Raw genomic sequence first — 17,783 nt, 5'->3', positions numbered from 1 at the left:
ACCGTGACTCAACGTGTCATTGTTCTTCGTCACTATCAGGTAGGACAATAGCAATGCATCCGTCGCCAGAGACAGTCACGTCACAGCCTTCAAATTCAAAACTCACTACTATATTTTCATTTGAACGAAGATTGGATTGATCTTTCGACGAAAAGAGCGAATCAAGAGCGTCGGGATTGATAGTCTGGTAAAGTGGACGCAACTCTTGAGGTGGAACGCCTATCTCCGCTGCAACTGTCTGAACTACAGCAGTCGACGGTGACCTTCCTGTTCCCTTTCTCCATTGCATTGTATATGTCTTATTTGCTTGGCCATTGCCTGTCTTTCTCGTAGTGTTGTTTTGCCGTCTCACAAGTAGTCTACTCACCTGGAGCTGCGGTTTTTGAATATGGGAGAGTGACGGTCTTAGTATTAGTACCTACACCTCAAGGCAGTACCGCGGTTGAGAGCATTCAATTCAATTATTCTAAATTTTATTCGGAGGATATTTGGAAGACACTAGCTCCGAATTTCTCAGTGAAGAGGAGTAACTGTCAGTTGGCACGGCCAACAGTGCGCCTACTTGATATAATAAGGGGGGTTCCCCCGCAAGAATAGATTAGTTGCGAACCTTGATATCCAATGCTTGGGGGTCAAACGTCTTCAATCGCAAGGGAATGCAATCTCAGTGGGGTTAGCGCTACTTATGGACCCTCTACCAACACCCCTGTAGCTGTGTGGAAGCGGTTTGAGCCGGTGATGGAATGGCCTGCCGATAATGAGGGTGACCAGCGTAGTTTTGACATCCTCCCACCCCGTCAGAGGTGGGCTTCCGCTCGTTCTGTGTCAGTCCGAGATTGCTTCCTGTTCGAGGTATTGTTGTTCCCAGTTGTTTCGCCCTTCGACTTCTTTCCGGCCACGCTGGGTCAGCGTATAGTAGTTCGTCCGGCGGTCCACCTGGCCTTTCTCGACGAGGCTTTTCTCGACGAGTGTATCCAGGTTTGGATACAGTCGCCCGTGGTGGATTTCTGTCCCATAGTAGTCCTCGAGTTCGTCTTTGATTGCGAGTCCGTGTGGGTCGTCTAACCCATTGACGACGTACAGCAAGTCTCGTTGGAAGCCAGTCAGGTCATGCATTGTTATCCAATCCGGGATTACCCCCCGCTCTATTAACTTCCTTATGGCAGGCAACACCCTCATACGTTTGCGAAAATTAAGCTGAGTAATATTTGGTATAAAAGCGCCGAATTTCTGACCCTGCTCCCCTCTATACTAGGGTGGTATTAACAGCCTACTTTCACATAACAAACAATAATAGGTGTCGGAATGATATTATCTTGGGAAGGAGTTCAATAATGAACACTGACCGACGAACAGTACGGAAACTGCTCCGGCAGCGTAGGGCATGATATCGTCGTTATGAGTGACATGCAGACCGGTCTCTACGTGTTCAGAAAGACGCCCGCCCCACTCGACGTAACTGACTCACAACCACGGTGATCAAACGATGACACGAAACTCAACAACACGGTCAACACGACGTACTGTTCTGAAGATGACTGGCGGTCTCATAGCATCTGGCATTGTCGGCACTGCAGGCGCACATCCCTCTCCAGGTGGTGACAGCGAAAACCACGCCGAAGGGATGCGTCTGTTTAGCGAACAGGCCGTCAACGGTACGACAGAAGTAGTTACGCAGAACAACTACGTCTATGCCGCTACTGGATCTGGGATGGCAGTTGTCGACGGACGTCATCCAGGCCGGCCCGAACTCGTTGCTACCCTCACTGCAAACGACCCGGCAGGAGGTATCCTCGACGTTAAAGTTGACGGCAATCTCGCCAGTTTAGCGAGCAACGGCGGCCCAGGAGTTACGCTAGTGGATATTAGCACGCCGACTGATCCACAGGAGGTGACGTTCTATCGCACCGGTCACTCTGTCCACAACAACTTCCTGGCGGATGGGTATGCTTACTTGACGATCAATGAATCCGACGAGGCTCCCTTTAGTGAAGCCCGAACCGATATCATTGATGTTAGCGACCCAACGAGTCCAGAGAAGATTGGTGAATTCCGACTTTCGGACCACTTCCCCGCATTCGCAGCGGCCGGGATCAATCCCTGTCACGACATCTATGTTCAGGGCGACTTCCTGTACCAGGCGTTCTGGGATGCGGGCGTCGTCATCACAGACATTAGCGACCCAACGGACCCAACACTAGTAACACAGTTCGGCGATGCACCCGGAGCCGACACACCACTACCAAGCTCCTCTCGAGATGAACGGTATCTCACTCTGCCCGGAAACGCCCATTATGTCCAGCCCTCACCGGACGGCCAGTACGTGTACGTCGGAGCAGAGACATTCCCAGGCGGCTATGTTGAAAACCCGGACAATGATGACTACGGCGGTATCAGCGTGTTCGACGTTTCAGACTACGATGCACCCAAACAGGTGGCACGTATCGATCCCCCCGAGATCGATGTTTTCCGGACATCACACAACTTCGACGTGACCAACAACCAGTTGCACGCATCATGGTACAACGGCGGCGTCACACTCCACGATATTACGGACCCTGCTAATCCAACTGAACTAGGCCATTACGCCGCTGAAGGATCGTCGTTCTGGACAGCTGTCCGAAGTCGCGGGTTCACAGTGGCTGGCGATATCGGTGGTGGCGTTGTATTCCTCCATCCCGATGAGGGAACGGCACAGCCGCCAGCGTTCGATGGTGATGAAAGACCAACTGAACCAGAAATAGAACATCAATAAATTATCGAGTCGGAGTCAGTTGAGATCTTCGATATGACCGACTTCGATACCCCGAACGAGGGTGCACAGATCGATCCATCCCAGCGACATGGTAACTAGTATCTATACATTCAAAGCGATTCCCTCTACGACCTAGAGGCCGTGGAACCCCCAAAGGGAGTATGAATTTTGTGACCCACATCAGTGGTCGCCGTTCGGTTATGACCCCGGACGTGCTTTCTACTGCAGACAAGATTCTGGACCACCTGGATAGCGACAGTCCACTCGCTGCCGATCAGCTCTCGGTCGTACTTACCTCGGATCTGAGTAACTCTTCAACCGCTAAGGCCACTGATCGCACGACTCTAGTAGGACGGACGTTTGTAGCGATTGAGAAAGTGTAGATGGGTACACGAGCATGACACGTCGGGGGTGCCGTTCTTTCGGCCGATTTTTCTCATGTGAGAATAGGGGGAAAGTATATAATAGTCGCGTGGTAAGCCAACATGTGGCAAGCAAGACGGCCACAGGCCTGCTCGGACGACCACTGCTGGCCTCCCACGGCAGACCACCGGCTTTTCGACGGTGGGAACCACGGTCGCAACGAGCTTGCCCGCGCCGATGCCCGGGATAACCGGAACAAGCGGCAGTGTTGCGGGCGACCACGACCCAGCGAGACTCGAAACGTCCCCCTCCGTCTGCCCGCCGACTGCGTGCTGATTGAAACACTGTTCCATCATCGGGGTGACGTGGACGAGTTGAGAGCGGGCCACCGTACACGCTCGGGGCGTGGAACAGGCCGAACTCGTCTGCCTGAAACCCCTCGGTCGCAAGACTGGGGGTAAGTAGGTCCCCCCTTATGCCGTTCTTTTGATGACCTCGTAGACGATAGTACTGAACCCTTCAACCCGACGAACGGATAGCCGGTGTTGAGTGGTAGACCCAGGAGGTTTCTCTGATTCGTGATAGGGTACTGGTCGCGTCAGTTTCCCAGCGATATCCGTGTCGCTCTTGTCGTGGTCGTCAACCTGTATTGACATCCTCCCGCGCCTGAAGACGCGGGAATCCCACCGAAGTTGGGATATTAAAGTTCTTGGTTAGCGACGTACTCTCGCGGGGCGAAACCGCCCTCGCTATGGTCGAACAGGCGAACCACTGGCTGTGCCAACCAGCCGTTATCCCTATCGGCCTACGGCTGACTCGGGAATACCTTTTGCCGAATGTTCTCCGCACCATTCGAGTCCGCGTTCGCCACCGTGTCACACTCCTCGCAGACGTACAACCCGCGTTCAACGCGCTGGTTGTCGTCCGTATGGTCGCACGCCGAACACGACTTGGACGTATCGCGCTCCGACACCAACTCCACCGAGATACCCTTGGCTTCCGCCTTGTAGTCCAGCATCTTCGTGAAGCGGTCGAACGCCCACCCGTGCAAGTCGAGATTACCGTGGTCGCCCCAGTCGCGGGGGTCGCCGTTCTCGGTGGCGTCTCGGACGCCACCGAGGTCGCCCACAACAAGCGTTCCGACTCCACGGGAGACGCACTGCTCGACAATCTCTTTCGAGAGGGTGTGCAAAAAGTGCGTTCGGCGTTCGGTCCGCTTGCGGTCGAGACGGGTGGCCTCTCGGGAGGCTGAATCGTCGCACTTCGCACGTTGCTTGGCGAAGTAGTATTCATCCTCCTTGAGCGCACCTCCGGGGTACAGCACCGATTTGTCTCCGAAGGAGACGGCGGCGAAGTTGCATATCCCGAGGTCAACGCCTGCCGTTTCGTCGCCCGGCGGGTCTGGGTTGATGACGGTGCGGCAGACGAATTGAAGCCACCACTCGCCATCTTTGTGGACGGCGCGGACTTGCTGTATGTCCCACTCGGAGAGGTCCATGTCCGGGCGAGTTTGGTACTCGCAGAGGATGAAATTCGAGCGGTGTTCTTTGAGGTTGCGGCCTTTTGAGAGGCGGACGCGCTGGTTTGATTCGTCGTGCTTGAAACCAGCTGCTTTGAATGACACGGTAGAGCGTGGGTGTGCGTCTCCGTTCTTTCGATACTCCGGCGGGTTGGCCTTGTCGTCGCCGTTGCGACGTTTGGCATACCAGCCGTTGAACGCTTCAGCGAGTTCTTCGAGAACTCGTTGACTGGACTGAGAATGAAGGTCCGTATAGCGTTCATGGCCCTTGAGTTCGGCTTTGAGTTCGCCGTCGTTGGGTATCTCGCCGGAGCCGTCCCACTGCTCTTGCACGTAGTAGCGACCGACGTTCCAGAGTTTTGACGCGGCCCATCCGAGTTGGTCGAGGTTGTCACGAACCTATTGGTGGTTCGGGATGCTGGCCTCGAATGTTCGGACAGTTCGCGTTGTCATCTGGCTTCATAACTGATTATGCACCCCGAACACGAAATAAGTGTAGAATTCGGTGGACAAGGTGATCGAGTGGTGTTCTCCTATTTTTTATCCTGATTGCCAGAATAGTTCAAGACTACTGGATATTCCTCCATATCAAGCACCGCATAACAATAGTGAAAGCGGTCTTTGGACTAACTGCGGTTCGCAGACAGACTGCGAGCAGCACTAGACTACCGTAGTTGTGTGGGCTCCAGAACGGACTTCGCCCCTCCGTTCGTTGTTCCGAACCCTCTCCCCTTGTTCCCCGACATTGTAAGGCAGATACCCTTCTTCGAAGAGCACTGCAACGAGTGAAGGAGCCGACAACGTCTCTCCATAACTAGAGCTCAGTCTAGGGACGGTATGGTGACGCTGCCTGGTAGTAGCCTCGAGCGAACAAAGTAGAGACGGGTGATAGCGAGTCTATGCAGGAGTGGAACTTTGCCTATCGGAGGACTGTAATATGAAAGAGAGAGGAGCTTCGCTCCGCGGATAACCCGTTTCCAATGGCCAGCACCGAGATCTCACAGGAGCAGATATTTGAGGTGCTCCAGAGCCCGCGGCGGCGATATGCACTCTATTATCTTCTACGAGAAGGAGATGCCGTTGACCTGTCTACCCTAGCGACCCACGTAGCGGCGTGTGAACACAACACTCCACCGGACGAGTTGACGACTAAGCAACGAAGGCGGGTCTATATCTCGCTCTATCAGACACATATTCCGAAACTCGAAGAGGTTGGACTTCTTGACTACAATCGTGAAGCCGGTACGATACATCCCTCGCATCGTGTTTGCCATCTCGAGAAGTATCTCGGTGATGTCTCTCGCCTGACAATCGCGTGGAATCAGTACTATCTCACGTTTTCGATACTGAGCCTCCTCCTTCTCGGAAGTATGCTGGTTGGAATTTTCCCACTTACAATCTTCTCGCGCCATACACCTATGATAATCCTGACTATGTACAGCCTCTTGGCTGTTAGTCAGTATCTCTGCTATCGGCGACGTACTCCGTGGGAGTCACTGCCTGACCTACGGCATACCGAAAAATAGCGACTCCCTAGTAATCAGCAAGGGTGAGACTTCGTCGCTTATCTTCTGTGAAAGCGGCAAATCAGAAGAGAGCTTTTGTGGACGGGCGAACCAAAACTGTTCAGGCACGACCCCATTTCGAAGCTCTCGTAACGTTGATTCGCCGCTTCGAACCATGGGCATGGCGTGGCTCACCGGCACAACGGTGAGCACCTTCACTTCGCTCACTGTTCCCATAGTTATGTTCCCTTTGAACGACGAGCAAATGAAATTGCCCTTCTTTACAGCTTTTGTTGGCGAGAAACCCCCGGGGGCTGAAACCGTGGGTAGCTGACGTGCGATTGTGCTCAGACAGGAGAGATTGCAATGATAGCCTGCTGAAACAGCGATTATGAACGGCTAAGCGCGCTTAAAGGCGTTTCTTCTGATTCTATTGGTGGTTATTATGATGCTTTTATATTACAAGGATTAGAATAATTTAGAAAATTATACATTAATAGGGGTTAGATGTAACCATGTATGTTAAAAAACGCAACCCAAGCACGTCTCGCACAGAATCCCCGACTGATCGGCATCCTGTTCACCATCGGACTCGCTCTATCGCAGGCCGCAAACGCAGACTCAGCAGAAGGAGCCGTCCCAGGCCCATAAAATTCAGAAAAATGAGGTAAGTGGTTCATCGCCCCAGTACAATTCGGTCCCTATTTTTAGAGGCAACAATCCAGAGTCCACCATGTCCATAAGTTCCGACTTAGAAAGAGAAAAGACACTGAGTGAACCGGAGGCAAGATAGTGAAGGGAGGTGGATTCCACCTTCGGATGCATCATCGTCCCAATCCCATGATTCGACACTGGAAACGCAAACGGCTCCAGAAGATACTCGTCTCTCTCAGGCCGGACTTGATACAACATTGGAGTGCCATTTTCACTCTGACAGAGCGTGAGCCCACCGTCGCCAAGCGTAATGTATTCAATTGCAACCAACACTTTGTCTTTCGCGATAGCAAGTGCGGATCGAAGCGAAAATCCTGCATTTAGTAGCCGTGCAAGTGCACAACCGACTCTCGTCGCTGACGTATTGATGACCTCTGAAAGCGTGACAACACCACCCCTGCTCCCCTTTTCAACAAGAAGTTTGCCCTGTTTATAGGAGTGACACGCATTAAGAACGAACGCATCAACATTCACTGAGTCAAGCGATTCAGCGTGAAGATATCCATCGACACACTGGAATCCGTCTTCATCAACGTGGCCGATATAGTGGAGAAAGTCGGCCGATGATTCGAATAGCATAGCAAGTTCGTCAATCGTTGTTTCCTCGTGTACTGACACGTCATACGTGACGAAATCATGCAAGCCGTAGAACTCACTCACGACATTCTCTTCAGCCATCTCAGGGTCATTACAGACAACGTGGACAGTCAACACTGACTCGTCCGGTGGCGACACGTCGTTACGGCGGTGCAGCGAGTCAAGTGTAACTTTGTTCGCGCCAACCGGATAGCCATTGCCGACCCACGCGTGTTCGACTGTCTCAACGGGGTCCAATTGAAACAGTTCATCGTCCTCACCCCAATCCCATCCACCCACATCACGCGTGAAATCGGTCGTACTTCGCGTGAAATCGCCCATCGCAGCCGCACGTGTCCGTGTGAACTCTTCAATTGCCTCCGGCATCGGTGTGACTGACGTGGTCGTCGAATTCTGTGGCGTCCGCAACAGCGAGAGATCGTCGGCAAGATACGGCAACGCAGGAAGCGTCTCAACGGACGGCAAGACATCGGTCGTCAGATGCCAGTCCAATATGTGTGATTCCAGTGTCTCGAACGGCACTGAGAGATATGCTGGAATCTGCTCATCGAGTGGCCGGTTGTACAGATCGGCAAAATCAAGGGCGAGAGACGGTTCGACCTGGGTTCGCTCGTACAACTCAACCGGATAGTAGCCTTCAGTGCGAGTGAGGCAATCAAGGAAGAACACCTGTTGCAGTGTGCGATTGACCGTCGCAGCATAGCCACCCGGCCCGTCAAGGGCATGTTCGAACTCACCTGCGACCAGTCGCGGGTCACTCCCGGCGACGACATTTGCACCGAGATAATATGCCAACGACGCCACTGGCATGAGCGACTCCCATTCAGGTGGAATCACGAGATCGATGCCGGTTTCAGGAGTCTCAATCCCATCTGGCACAGCGAACGTTTCGCCGCGCTCGACCAGTGGTGGATGGCCACGCAAGGTGGGAAACGACCGCTCACAGGAGGTCGTTTTCAACGCCGACCCGAATAGCGAGACGGCAGCTATCGCATCGTCGATGTCGCCGGTGACTGTAATCGTTCCAGCGGGACTATCATGGAATGACCGTGCGCCGACGCGAACGGGACAGGAGTCCTCGAACGTCACCGTGAGCGATGATTCGCTCGGATGGAATGTAAGCGCGCTATCAACGGCAATATAGAGTTTCATCGGCATACTCATCGGTTCGAGCAGATACTCGTCCGATGGTACAGACGACACATCAGTCGTCTCTACGTTAGTGACCATCGCGCCGTCCTGCGTTCGAACGAAGAGTGGGACACGCTTGGGAATCTCGATTGCCGTTGTATCGAACGCAACAGCAGTATCGACGGGAAAATAGAAGTCATTAGCCGGAGCTGACTCTAATGTGATAGAATTGGGGGTGGAAAGTTCAAATCGAGCATTCTCGATCGGGTCGTAGATGGTAAGACCAGAATCCCCATCGAGTGTAGTGAATTCCATCATATCTGTATTGTGTTTTAGTAGACTTATGTACCGTGGTGCAGAAAATTAAATCCCTCGCGTCGTGATATACGTACAACACTTGTTATCGTTGCTACTGTCTGCTGACGGCTCCCGCTATTATCTGAAGAAAATCGTCAGTAGATATCGCTCTTATAGGATAGTTTTACTGATGGAATTCATATCCTAACTGGCGAAGCAAGCTCTAGAATCTACAAGACGGTTCTCGAGAAGTACTTCACCAAGTCACAGACTACTAAACAGGAAACGACAGCGGCGACACAGACGAAGACACCAGAAACCACCACGACGACAACAACGACTACAGAACAGTGACCTCCTCCACGCCGTAAATGGCGTGGCATCCTACCATGGGATATCGGCCATCGGCCTTCGAGGTTGCAACCCGCACTCTCACAGGAACCGGCGACACACCGGGGGAATCTCTCGATTTCACTCCCGTGTTAGGGCTGTGGTCTGGTCACTGAGACCCCATCTCCGACCGAGTCATTGGCACACGTGTATTCTCTGGTATGACTCTCTCCATCGGAGTGGCGCCTTAAAACAGGCAGTACGGACGCTTAAACGTACCGGAAACGGATATCCGGCCCAGCAACCGACGGCGGTGTGTCGCCCGGCCTACCGTTCGACCCACGCCTAAAGACGCGGATATGCACTAAAAACTACTATCACCCACAATCTATACCGTCGATTCCCGGTACTTCACATCATGGAGATCACAGTGATTCTTCTCGTTTCATTGATCATAGCAAGAAGAACATCACAACTCTACCCATGCCGTCGTCTGTCCGAGTTCGGGAACGTGCCAGCGCTGTTCTGGGGGTAGACGTCGTCGTTTCCGTAGCTCGATACGCGCGTCGAATAGCGATGTGAGGTCTTCAACAAGTGGTGCGTCGTCCGGAATGCGGATGTGGTAGTGGGCCATACCCCGGACATCATGGACGGCTGTAGTGAGCATCCGGAGTGTACGTTCGGTTGCCGCGCGGTCGTTCTGGAGAAGCGGGTACAGGGAGTCAATGCCGACGCGCAGCGCTGCGGGAGCAAGATCATCTGTCCTTTCGACATAGAAGCTGATTGCAGCCTGTATTTCTTCACCAAGCTGGTGAACGTTGTACTTGTCGAGGTGATCAAGAGCGAACGTCGCATTCGTCGCAGCATCGGGAATCGATCGTTCGCCGTGACGCTGGTCAATGAACCATGTCCCAGGATCAGTAACCGAGACGCCATCTGGAAGCCGGGACGCAGGATTCGTCTCCGTTCGATCGGTAAGCGCGAGGATTCGGGCTCGATCTCGTTTTTGTCCGAACAGCCGCTGGGATGCACGTGCTGAGACGTCGTCAGAGACAGTGCCGGTGATAAGAAGGTTGCTGCCGCGCTGTTTTAGTTTTTGGAGCCAATAGTGAAAGCGCGCTCCATCGTCAGGTCCCGGACTGCGAGGATCTGCGCTCATACGCTATTTTACTATAGTAGCCCAAATAAATATTTGGGGTTTAAACTTCTAAAAACCAGCTGTGGATTTGAAAACTATTGAATATGGGCCTGCACGAGAACGAATCTTAGTGTCGTCTTCCGGCTACACACCCAACGAAGAGAGCTAAAGCTGTGGATAAGATAGACGGGTGCCTAAGAATTTATATATAATTCTAACAACCAATCTTAATTAAATCTTGAGAGTGTTTCTAGACGACCACTAAGAATTATCATACTATTCTTATACAAAATTCTCTTATAGAAGTGAGTATATAACAGCTACGCTACCATAATGGGCGGGTTATCACATGCCAATATCTATAATATATTAATAACTCTATACTATAAGGTATTAAATATAAAATAGAATCAATAGGCTACGCAAATTATATGGCTGTTAAGAGCTTAGGATGAGTGATCTACGGCGAGGAGCAGGCCAAGTGCCTCGAGATCAAGGCCTGAGGCGAGTTATTCCTCTGTTTCGTAGGATTCTCCAACAGCTGAAGGCATTCGGGTGTAACCAGCGACTGTAAGCACTACAAGTACAGCTACATATGGGAATAGACTCGTAATACTGCCAGGCAGTGAAATGCCGACTGTCTGAAGCTGGATTTGCAGCATATCCATGGCTCCAAATAGGAGAGATGCAAGGAAAGCTCCTAATGGGTTGTAATTACCAAAAAGGTATGCTACAATTGCAATCCATCCTCGACCGTTGACAATTGTAGTGCCTGTACCGGTGAAACCACTTCCAATACCAATCGACAGCGCTGCCCCGGCCAGTCCCGCCATCGCACCGGAGAATATGACTGTGGCGTATCGGACGCGATTTACGTCGATACCCGCAGTGTCCAGTGCCTCTGGGTTTTCTCCCGCCGCCTGAACCCAATAACCGTACCGTGTTCGATAGAGGACAACCCAAGCAGCGACAGTAATCAACACGGTCAGTAATACTAATGGTGATGAATCAAAAAGTAGAGGGCCAAGTACTGGAATTCCAGAGAGAACTGGGACTGTGATGTTGGCGATATTCGGAAGCGTTGGACTGGAGACTCCTCCCCAAAGCACCGTCGCCAAGAACGGCCCGAATCCGAGTCCAATGAACCACACGGCCAACCCGGCGACAATTTGATCTGCTTTATACCGAATAGTCAGAACAGCAAACACTACCGTCAACAACGAACAGACAACCACCGCAGTAAGAATACCAAGCCAGAGGGCACCCTGGCTGATCGATTCCCCACCTGAGAAAATCCAGCCAGCGGCGGCAGCCGTGAACGCCCCAAAGATCATGAACCCTTCAAGGCCAATATTGAACACGCCACTCTTCTCAGCGTATAGCCCACCGATAGCTGCCAGTGCGATGGGCATTGCAGCCTGTAATGCACGCTGAACTGCTCCGACAGTCAAGAGCTTGGCTCCTGGAATGTTAAACACGGTCCCGATCATCCCGATTAGCAATGTAAGGATAATCGCAATCGCGGCGACAGTAAACCAGTTCCGGTTCGCATCGCGAGTGATATTCATTCGTCATCACCTCCTAGGCCGGCTCGCAGTCCAGCCATTCGGAATAACTCCGGTGCGGCGACAAACAGGACGACGAGACCGATCACGCCATCCACCAACTCCGATGGTACATTAAGAGTGAATCCAATATACTGGCCGCCAGCGTCGAGCCCCCCGAACAGCAGCCCTGCTGGCACGACGCCGAGTGGATTGTTCGCTGCAAGCAGGCTTACTGCGATGGCGTCAAAGCCAAATCGAGGAAACGTACTTGGGTCTGTATAGTAGCCGAGGATCATGATGACGAAGAGTCCACCTGTGAGACCGGCAATCATCCCTGAGAACGTCATTGTTGTTACTATCGTTCGCTTGGTACTAACGCCAGAATAGGCGGCAGCACGCTCCTGATGACCGCTCGTGACCAAGTCGTAGCCGAACCTAGTTCGGACCATAACGATATAAACGCCTACAACCGTCACGAGCGCCACAGCGAGGCCAATGATTGAGAACGTACCACTGTTAAATACTATTGATGGAAGTGTGACAGACTCGGGGAACGGTGCAGTGTTTGGTGCAGAAACATTTTCTGGGCGGAGGTACGCATCCACTATAAAGTAGATGACACCTGTCGCAATGAAATTCAGCATGATCGTCGTGATAACCTCATTCGCATCTGCATATGCCTTCATTAACCCTGGTATCGCTGCATAGGCCCCGCCAGCGGCAACACCTGCAACTATTCCGAGAAATATGAAGATGATTCCACTAACAGGTCCATCTGGCAGTACCGGTGCCAGAAAGAGAATGGTAACGGCGGCGGCGAACCCGCCGACAACAAACTGTCCTTGGACGCCGATGTTGAACACACCAGCTCTGAATGCGACCGCGACAGCCACCCCCGCAAGAATAAGCATTGTTGACTGGCGGAGCATGAATGCAATATTCGAGGGTGTTCCTAGTGCACCATACAGTAGCGCGGAAATGAATTCTACTGCACTATAGCCAGACGCGGCAACAATAATCGCACCAATGGATAACGCGAGCAATGTCGACGCAACTGCGATCGCCAACCGTTCCAACACCGATGCCTGAAACATGCGGTCGGCAGCTCGGCCTAGAATGGCTTGCAACCGGCCGGAGTCCGTACTACTCACGAGCTAGCACTCCTGTCATGTGACTGTCCGCCAGTGTTTTTCTCTTCATTTCCTCCAAGTGTCTCAATCTCGTCGCGTGTGCGTCCAGCCATCATGAGTCCGAGTTCCTCATCAGTGACTCTTCCAGGTTTAACTACGTCAACGAATTCACCTTCGTACATGACTCCAATTCGATCTGAAAGTTTCTGAACTTCGTCAAGCTTTGAGGAGACGAGGAGAATAGCGACTCCTTCCTCACGCATTTCGTTCAGTCGTTCGTGAATGAACTCGATCGCCTCGACATCAACACCTCGAGTTGGGTGTGTAGCAACGACGAACTCTGGATCGTGTTCAAGCTCGCGCCCGACGATAAATTTTTGCTGGTTCCCTCCGGACAGCGACATCGCCTCTGCATCGCGGTTCGGTGGCTGCACGTTGTACTCTTCGATGATCTCGTCAGCATGGGTACGGACATTCTCCCAATCGAGAAAGCCATTGTTGGCGTACGGCTCGATCGTCTGATTGCCGAGCAACGCATTCCGCACGAGGTCATAATCTTGTACCAGCCCTGTCTCTTGACGGTCTTCCGGAATATATGCGATTCCAGACTCGATGCGGCGGCGGCGGCTCATATCCGTGATATCGGACCCATCGAATGTGACGGTTCCTGATTCGACATTTCGGAGGCCAATAATTGATTCGATGAGCTCGGACTGACCATTTCCTTCAACACCTGCGATACCAAATATTTCCCCCTTGCGGACACTGAATCCAATATCTTTGACCTGTTCAAGACCACGATTATCAGTGACTCGGAGTCCGCTGACATCAACGATGGCCTCCCCAGGTGAGGTTTCTCGCATTGGTGTGTCGAACAGCACTTCTCGTCCGACCATCATGCGCGCGAGCTCCTCCCGAGAGGTATTATTGGAATCGACAGTTCCGATGTCATTTCCATCTCGAAGAACAGTAATATCGTCAGCGATGTCCATTGCTTCGTCTAGCTTGTGTGTGATAAAGATAAGTGAGCAGCCTCGCTCAGTGAGTCCGTTCATTACATCGAATAGGCTCTCGACTTCCTGTGGTGTTAGAACTGCGGTCGGTTCGTCTAAAATGAGCACATCGGCTCCACGGTAGAGGCTTTTCACGATCTCAATACGCTGCTGGAGACCTACACCGAGTTCCTCAACGGGAGTATCCAGATGTTTGTCCACCTCGAAACCATATGTTGAGCATATCTCACTAATGTCCGAACGAGCACTCTCTATATCGACTAGCCCGTTTGCAGTTGGTTCGTGACCGAGAACGATATTCTGAACCACTGTCATATTGTCTACGAGCTGGAAATGCTGATGAATCATGCCGATGCCGGCGTTGATGGCATCCCGCGGAGAATCGAAATCGCGGTGTTCACCGTCAACGACAATTTGTCCTGTGTCTGGCTCATAGAGACCATAAAGGACACTCATCAATGTCGACTTGCCCGCTCCATTCTCACCGATGAGGGCGTGAACCGATCCTTCTTGAAGAGTGAAATCAACGTCGTCGTTGGCGACAACATCGCCGAACCGCTTACTAATTCCTTCTAGACGGACGGCTGACCTTTCTTTGTCATTCATAGTATTATTGTATAATATCTGACCATAAATACAGTGAATACGGTAAATCAGCCTTGGCAACCGGACGCGCTACACGGCACCTCCGTGTCTCCATTGAGGATTGCTTGCTTGGATTTCTTAAGATTAGTCTCAACGATATCCGGGAGCTCCGGTCCAACAGCATCCCCAAGGACTACTGCAACAGCGTCCTGTTTGAGCCCAAGCACGTTATCGCCCTGGACACTCTGCCAGTTATTATTTACCACTGCTTTCGAAACCTGGTAGGTCCCTTTGTTAATGTACTTGACAGCAGAACCCATAATGACGTCCGTGTACTTGGGAAGGGTCTTGGACTGGTCGGCGTCTACACCAATGGCAAAACAGCTTGCGTTTTGCGCAGCCTGGAAGACACCTTTGCCAGCGGCCGCTGCCGCGTGGTAGACGATATCTGCCCCTGCGTCATATTGGGAACTAGCAATGTTGTTTGCTGTCTGTGTGTCGTTATAATTGCCGATATAGCCTACACGAACATTGACATCCTTGTTAATGGACTTGGCACCTGCTTTATAGGCACGCTCGAATGCATTGATGAGTGCGCTATCAACGCCACCGACGAACCCAATCGTCGGATTATCAGGTTTCGTTGAGGCGGCATTTTTATGACTAAATTGGCGTGTAGTCATCGTAGCCGCGAGTACACCTGCTTGGAACGACATCTGGTGATTAGCCCATGTATAGCCAGCGACGTTTGATTGATCAACGAAGTCGTTGATTAACATCCACTTCTGATCAGAGTACTGCGTGGCGTTCGTCTCCAAGGCCTGTGTGTGATTGTAACCAACTAGTACAATAAGATCGTAGTTGGGGTTCTGGCTCTCGGCGAGCCGCGATTGGACCGTTCTGTAGTTCGACTGATTCGTCTCCTCAACCTGTTGGAGGTTGATATTGAACTCATCTTTGGCGTTCTGAAGGCCCTGCCAAGCCAGATCGTTGAACGCCTGGTCGCCAAACCCGGCTGGACTCGAGATGATCGCGATATTTGTCGTTTTTCCGCCACCGCCACCGTTATTGGTAGTACCTCCGTTTCCGGATTGGTTTCCATTGTTTCCGCTGCAGCCCGCAAGACCCATTCCGCCGATAAGGGCTCCGCTCGATTTGAGGACGTCACGCCGGTTGATACCGCTGATTGCTAGTTTCTGTTCGTGGGGACACTTTGATTCAGTGTCAGAGTCAGGAATGTCTGTCATCCTATCAGTCATTATTTCTGGATGCACAAATAACTAGTGGAAATTTGCCTTTGTTACCGGTACTCAATAATTATTAAAGTAGCAATAATGGTACTAAATCGATATTAACGATATAGTACACCGCCAAACAACGCGTAAAAGGTAGAATCGATATCTCTGCTGTGGTCACTCGATCATAGATTATTTATTATTCATAACCTACATAGCACTAAATATATATTTTGGTATCCTCATAGAGCTTCACCATCTGGATCAGTCGGGGGAGTTACCGATCATGGGGTCGGGCCTTTTACCACCATTATCGTTGTCTCCAGCGACAACAAAGTGCAGCATCATCTCGTAATCTACGTGTTCAAGTATATGGCAATGCCAGGAAAAATGTCCAGTGTGTCCGTCGAAGCGTGTGAGGATTCGCACTGTTTCACCTGGTTCGGCCCGAACGACGCCTATTCTTTGTATTAGAAGAAAAGACGGGGCGTGCGGTTAAATTAAATGAATGTAATGGTATGCTTGTCTCTTCGGTGTATTTTGCACTATGAGTGGAAATGTGGTCGTGGTCTGTTGATCAACACCAATTGAATACCATTCTATCCTGATTATATTATCTATAACAGTAGTTATTTTTTCTTCTTAGCCCCGTTCTGATATACAGAATTTTTATTATTGCAAAAATCCTATTAAACTATGTGACTTCGAAACACGCTGTAAGAACAACTGAGAAATCGATTAAATTGGTGGAGGAATTAAAAGTCCAAGGCCCATGTGGAGTCACTGAACTCGCAGATCGACTTGAAATGGGGAAGAGTGCAGTACATAATCATCTAATGACACTTCAAAAATACGGCTATGTGGTAAAGAGTAATAATAAATATAAATTGGGGATGAAGTTTCTCGAAGTAGGAGGCTATATCCGGAAACAGATGGAGCTTTACCGAATTGCCGAACCGGAAGTAAAATCACTTGCCACTGCTACCGGGGAACTCGCTAATTTGATGGTTGAAGAAGAAGGTATGGGAGTGTACTTAATGCGAGAAAAGGGCAAGAATGCTATTGATGTTGATACACATACCGGAATGCGAACCCATCTTCATACAACAGCACTTGGGAAAGCAATACTCGCTCATCTGCCCGAATCACAAGTTGTAGAAATAATTGAACAGCGAGGGCTTAACGCTGGAACACCAAATAGCGTTCAAACCGAAGATGAGCTCTTCGATGAGCTTGACTCTATCCAGGAACGAGGCTATGCTATTGATGCAGGAGAACGCTTGGAGGGACTCCGATGCCTTGCTGCCCCGATAAGGGATTCTAATAATTGCGTTCTTGGTGCGATTAGTGTTTCGACACCAGAACGTAGAACCCAAGACGATGAATTTGCTGAAAAGATCTGCAGGAAAGTACTCGAAGCAGCAAATATAATCGAGCTAAAGTTCACCTACTAATACTATAATAGACCATGCAGAATAGCCTTGTTCTCTTAACATATGATTCTGTAACTCAGAACATCTAATCAATACCTAGTTAAATTCTCTAATAACTACATTAAATAAATATAGTTTGATAGTTATTATCCGCTCGCAATGATTTACCATTGCAATTGTAGTAACGTAAAGGTATGATCTCTGCTAGTTTGTAGTTATTCTATACGAGCACTGCGTTCTGAAATAGAGAGTGAAACCAGAAATTTACGTTCTGTGTCACAGAACAATTTTAAGAGAGGGGACGGAATATTGTTCAGACTGGTGTAGAGCGATACCAGCGGTACTACGGGTTTGACATCCTCCTCCGCGTTCACGCGGAGGAATCCTGAGCGTTGGATATTTCAGGTTTTCAACCCCACCGAACCCCGGCACGGTGAGAATCTGTGAGGGGTTCACGGACGGTGGCAGGTGGGGCTACTGGGAGTGCCAAG

14 protein-coding genes and 1 pseudogene are annotated in these 17,783 nt (G+C 50.9%); 4 read left to right on the top strand and 11 right to left on the bottom strand.

Features of this window, described 5'->3' with window-relative positions; translation table 11 throughout:
* Positions 1-16: 16 nt before the first annotated feature.
* Entirely contained in the window at positions 17-289 is a 273-nt protein-coding gene (locus tag ACRYA2_RS19445; RefSeq protein WP_433631985.1) for a HalOD1 output domain-containing protein, read from the bottom strand.
* A gap of 536 nt (positions 290-825) precedes the next feature.
* Positions 826-1,116, bottom strand: a complete 291-nt coding sequence (locus ACRYA2_RS19440) for a PadR family transcriptional regulator (RefSeq protein ID WP_433632222.1) — start codon at positions 1,114-1,116, stop codon at positions 826-828.
* A 418-nt stretch (positions 1,117-1,534) separates the two neighbouring features.
* Between ACRYA2_RS19440 and ACRYA2_RS19435 the strand changes: the two genes are divergently transcribed.
* Positions 1,535-2,755, top strand: coding sequence for an LVIVD repeat-containing protein (locus tag ACRYA2_RS19435; RefSeq protein ID WP_433631982.1), 1,221 nt, complete (start codon positions 1,535-1,537; stop codon positions 2,753-2,755).
* A gap of 1,063 nt (positions 2,756-3,818) precedes the next feature.
* On the opposite strand, the pseudogene ACRYA2_RS19430 reads toward ACRYA2_RS19435, so the two are convergent.
* Positions 3,819-5,090, bottom strand: a pseudogene (locus ACRYA2_RS19430) (RNA-guided endonuclease InsQ/TnpB family protein).
* Positions 5,091-5,617: 527 nt separating this feature from the next.
* Here ACRYA2_RS19430 and ACRYA2_RS19425 point away from each other — a divergent pair.
* Positions 5,618-6,163, top strand: a complete 546-nt coding sequence (locus ACRYA2_RS19425; RefSeq protein ID WP_433631979.1) for a DUF7344 domain-containing protein — start codon at positions 5,618-5,620, stop codon at positions 6,161-6,163.
* On the opposite strand, the gene ACRYA2_RS19420 is transcribed toward ACRYA2_RS19425, so the two are convergent.
* Entirely contained in the window at positions 6,143-6,370 is a 228-nt protein-coding gene (locus ACRYA2_RS19420) for a hypothetical protein (protein WP_433632240.1), read from the bottom strand. The genes ACRYA2_RS19425 and ACRYA2_RS19420 overlap by 21 nt on opposite strands.
* Before the next feature lie 291 nt (positions 6,371-6,661).
* On the opposite strand from ACRYA2_RS19420, the gene ACRYA2_RS19415 reads away from it, so the two are divergent.
* Positions 6,662-6,793 (top strand): DUF7503 family protein, encoded by a 132-nt coding sequence (locus tag ACRYA2_RS19415; protein ID WP_433631976.1) that lies wholly within the window; start codon positions 6,662-6,664, stop codon positions 6,791-6,793.
* 3 nt (positions 6,794-6,796) lie between these two features.
* Here ACRYA2_RS19415 and ACRYA2_RS19410 read toward each other — a convergent pair whose 3' ends face one another.
* The 7 genes from ACRYA2_RS19410 to ACRYA2_RS19380 form a co-directional block, all read right to left on the bottom strand.
* Positions 6,797-8,902 carry a hypothetical protein gene (locus ACRYA2_RS19410; protein ID WP_433631974.1) on the bottom strand — a complete coding sequence of 702 codons (2,106 nt, stop codon included), beginning with the start codon at positions 8,900-8,902 and terminating at the stop codon, positions 6,797-6,799.
* A gap of 778 nt (positions 8,903-9,680) precedes the next feature.
* Positions 9,681-10,370 carry a DUF7504 family protein gene (locus tag ACRYA2_RS19405; RefSeq protein WP_433631971.1) on the bottom strand — a complete coding sequence of 230 codons (690 nt, stop codon included), beginning with the start codon at positions 10,368-10,370 and terminating at the stop codon, positions 9,681-9,683.
* A gap of 488 nt (positions 10,371-10,858) precedes the next feature.
* Positions 10,859-11,917: an ABC transporter permease gene (locus tag ACRYA2_RS19400; RefSeq protein ID WP_433631969.1), complete on the bottom strand. Its 1,059-nt coding sequence runs from the start codon at positions 11,915-11,917 to the stop codon at positions 10,859-10,861.
* On the bottom strand, positions 11,914-12,990 hold the full coding sequence (locus ACRYA2_RS19395; RefSeq protein ID WP_433631966.1) for an ABC transporter permease: 1,077 nt from the start codon (positions 12,988-12,990) through the stop codon (positions 11,914-11,916). Before ACRYA2_RS19395 ends, ACRYA2_RS19400 begins: the two co-directional genes overlap by 4 nt.
* A 53-nt stretch (positions 12,991-13,043) precedes the next feature.
* Positions 13,044-14,645, bottom strand: a complete 1,602-nt coding sequence (locus ACRYA2_RS19390; RefSeq protein WP_433631964.1) for an ABC transporter ATP-binding protein — start codon at positions 14,643-14,645, stop codon at positions 13,044-13,046.
* A 47-nt stretch (positions 14,646-14,692) separates the two neighbouring features.
* The gene (locus ACRYA2_RS19385) at positions 14,693-15,754 is read right to left on the bottom strand and encodes a BMP family lipoprotein (protein WP_433632219.1); all 1,062 of its coding nucleotides are present in this window, start codon (positions 15,752-15,754) and stop codon (positions 14,693-14,695) included.
* A gap of 369 nt (positions 15,755-16,123) precedes the next feature.
* The gene (locus tag ACRYA2_RS19380) at positions 16,124-16,321 is read right to left on the bottom strand and encodes a multicopper oxidase domain-containing protein (RefSeq protein WP_433632217.1); all 198 of its coding nucleotides are present in this window, start codon (positions 16,319-16,321) and stop codon (positions 16,124-16,126) included.
* 236 nt (positions 16,322-16,557) lie between these two features.
* Between ACRYA2_RS19380 and ACRYA2_RS19375 the strand changes: the two genes are divergently transcribed.
* Positions 16,558-17,313 (top strand): IclR family transcriptional regulator, encoded by a 756-nt coding sequence (locus tag ACRYA2_RS19375; protein WP_433631961.1) that lies wholly within the window; start codon positions 16,558-16,560, stop codon positions 17,311-17,313.
* The last annotated feature ends 470 nt before the right edge of the window (positions 17,314-17,783 follow it).

The organism is Halomicrococcus pelagicus, from assembly GCF_050954125.1.
This window is presented reverse-complemented; position numbering and strand designations above follow the sequence as displayed.

Excerpts from the sequence above, each read along its gene's own strand:
- ACRYA2_RS19405 (WP_433631971.1), bottom strand. The coding sequence starts at position 10,370 with ATGAGCGCAGATCCTCGCAGTCCGGGACCTGACGATGGAGCGCGCTTT.
- ACRYA2_RS19390 (WP_433631964.1), bottom strand. The coding sequence starts at position 14,645 with ATGAATGACAAAGAAAGGTCAGCCGTCCGTCTAGAAGGAATTAGTAAG.
- ACRYA2_RS19385 (WP_433632219.1), bottom strand. The coding sequence starts at position 15,754 with ATGGGTCTTGCGGGCTGCAGCGGAAACAATGGAAACCAATCCGGAAAC.
- ACRYA2_RS19395 (WP_433631966.1), bottom strand. The coding sequence starts at position 12,990 with ATGTTTCAGGCATCGGTGTTGGAACGGTTGGCGATCGCAGTTGCGTCG.
- ACRYA2_RS19415 (WP_433631976.1), top strand. The coding sequence starts at position 6,662 with ATGTTAAAAAACGCAACCCAAGCACGTCTCGCACAGAATCCCCGACTG.
- ACRYA2_RS19410 (WP_433631974.1), bottom strand. The coding sequence starts at position 8,902 with ATGATGGAATTCACTACACTCGATGGGGATTCTGGTCTTACCATCTAC.
- ACRYA2_RS19440 (WP_433632222.1), bottom strand. The coding sequence starts at position 1,116 with ATGCATGACCTGACTGGCTTCCAACGAGACTTGCTGTACGTCGTCAAT.
- ACRYA2_RS19445 (WP_433631985.1), bottom strand. The coding sequence starts at position 289 with ATGCAATGGAGAAAGGGAACAGGAAGGTCACCGTCGACTGCTGTAGTT.
- ACRYA2_RS19435 (WP_433631982.1), top strand. The coding sequence starts at position 1,535 with ATGACTGGCGGTCTCATAGCATCTGGCATTGTCGGCACTGCAGGCGCA.
- ACRYA2_RS19400 (WP_433631969.1), bottom strand. The coding sequence starts at position 11,917 with ATGAATATCACTCGCGATGCGAACCGGAACTGGTTTACTGTCGCCGCG.
- ACRYA2_RS19425 (WP_433631979.1), top strand. The coding sequence starts at position 5,618 with ATGGCCAGCACCGAGATCTCACAGGAGCAGATATTTGAGGTGCTCCAG.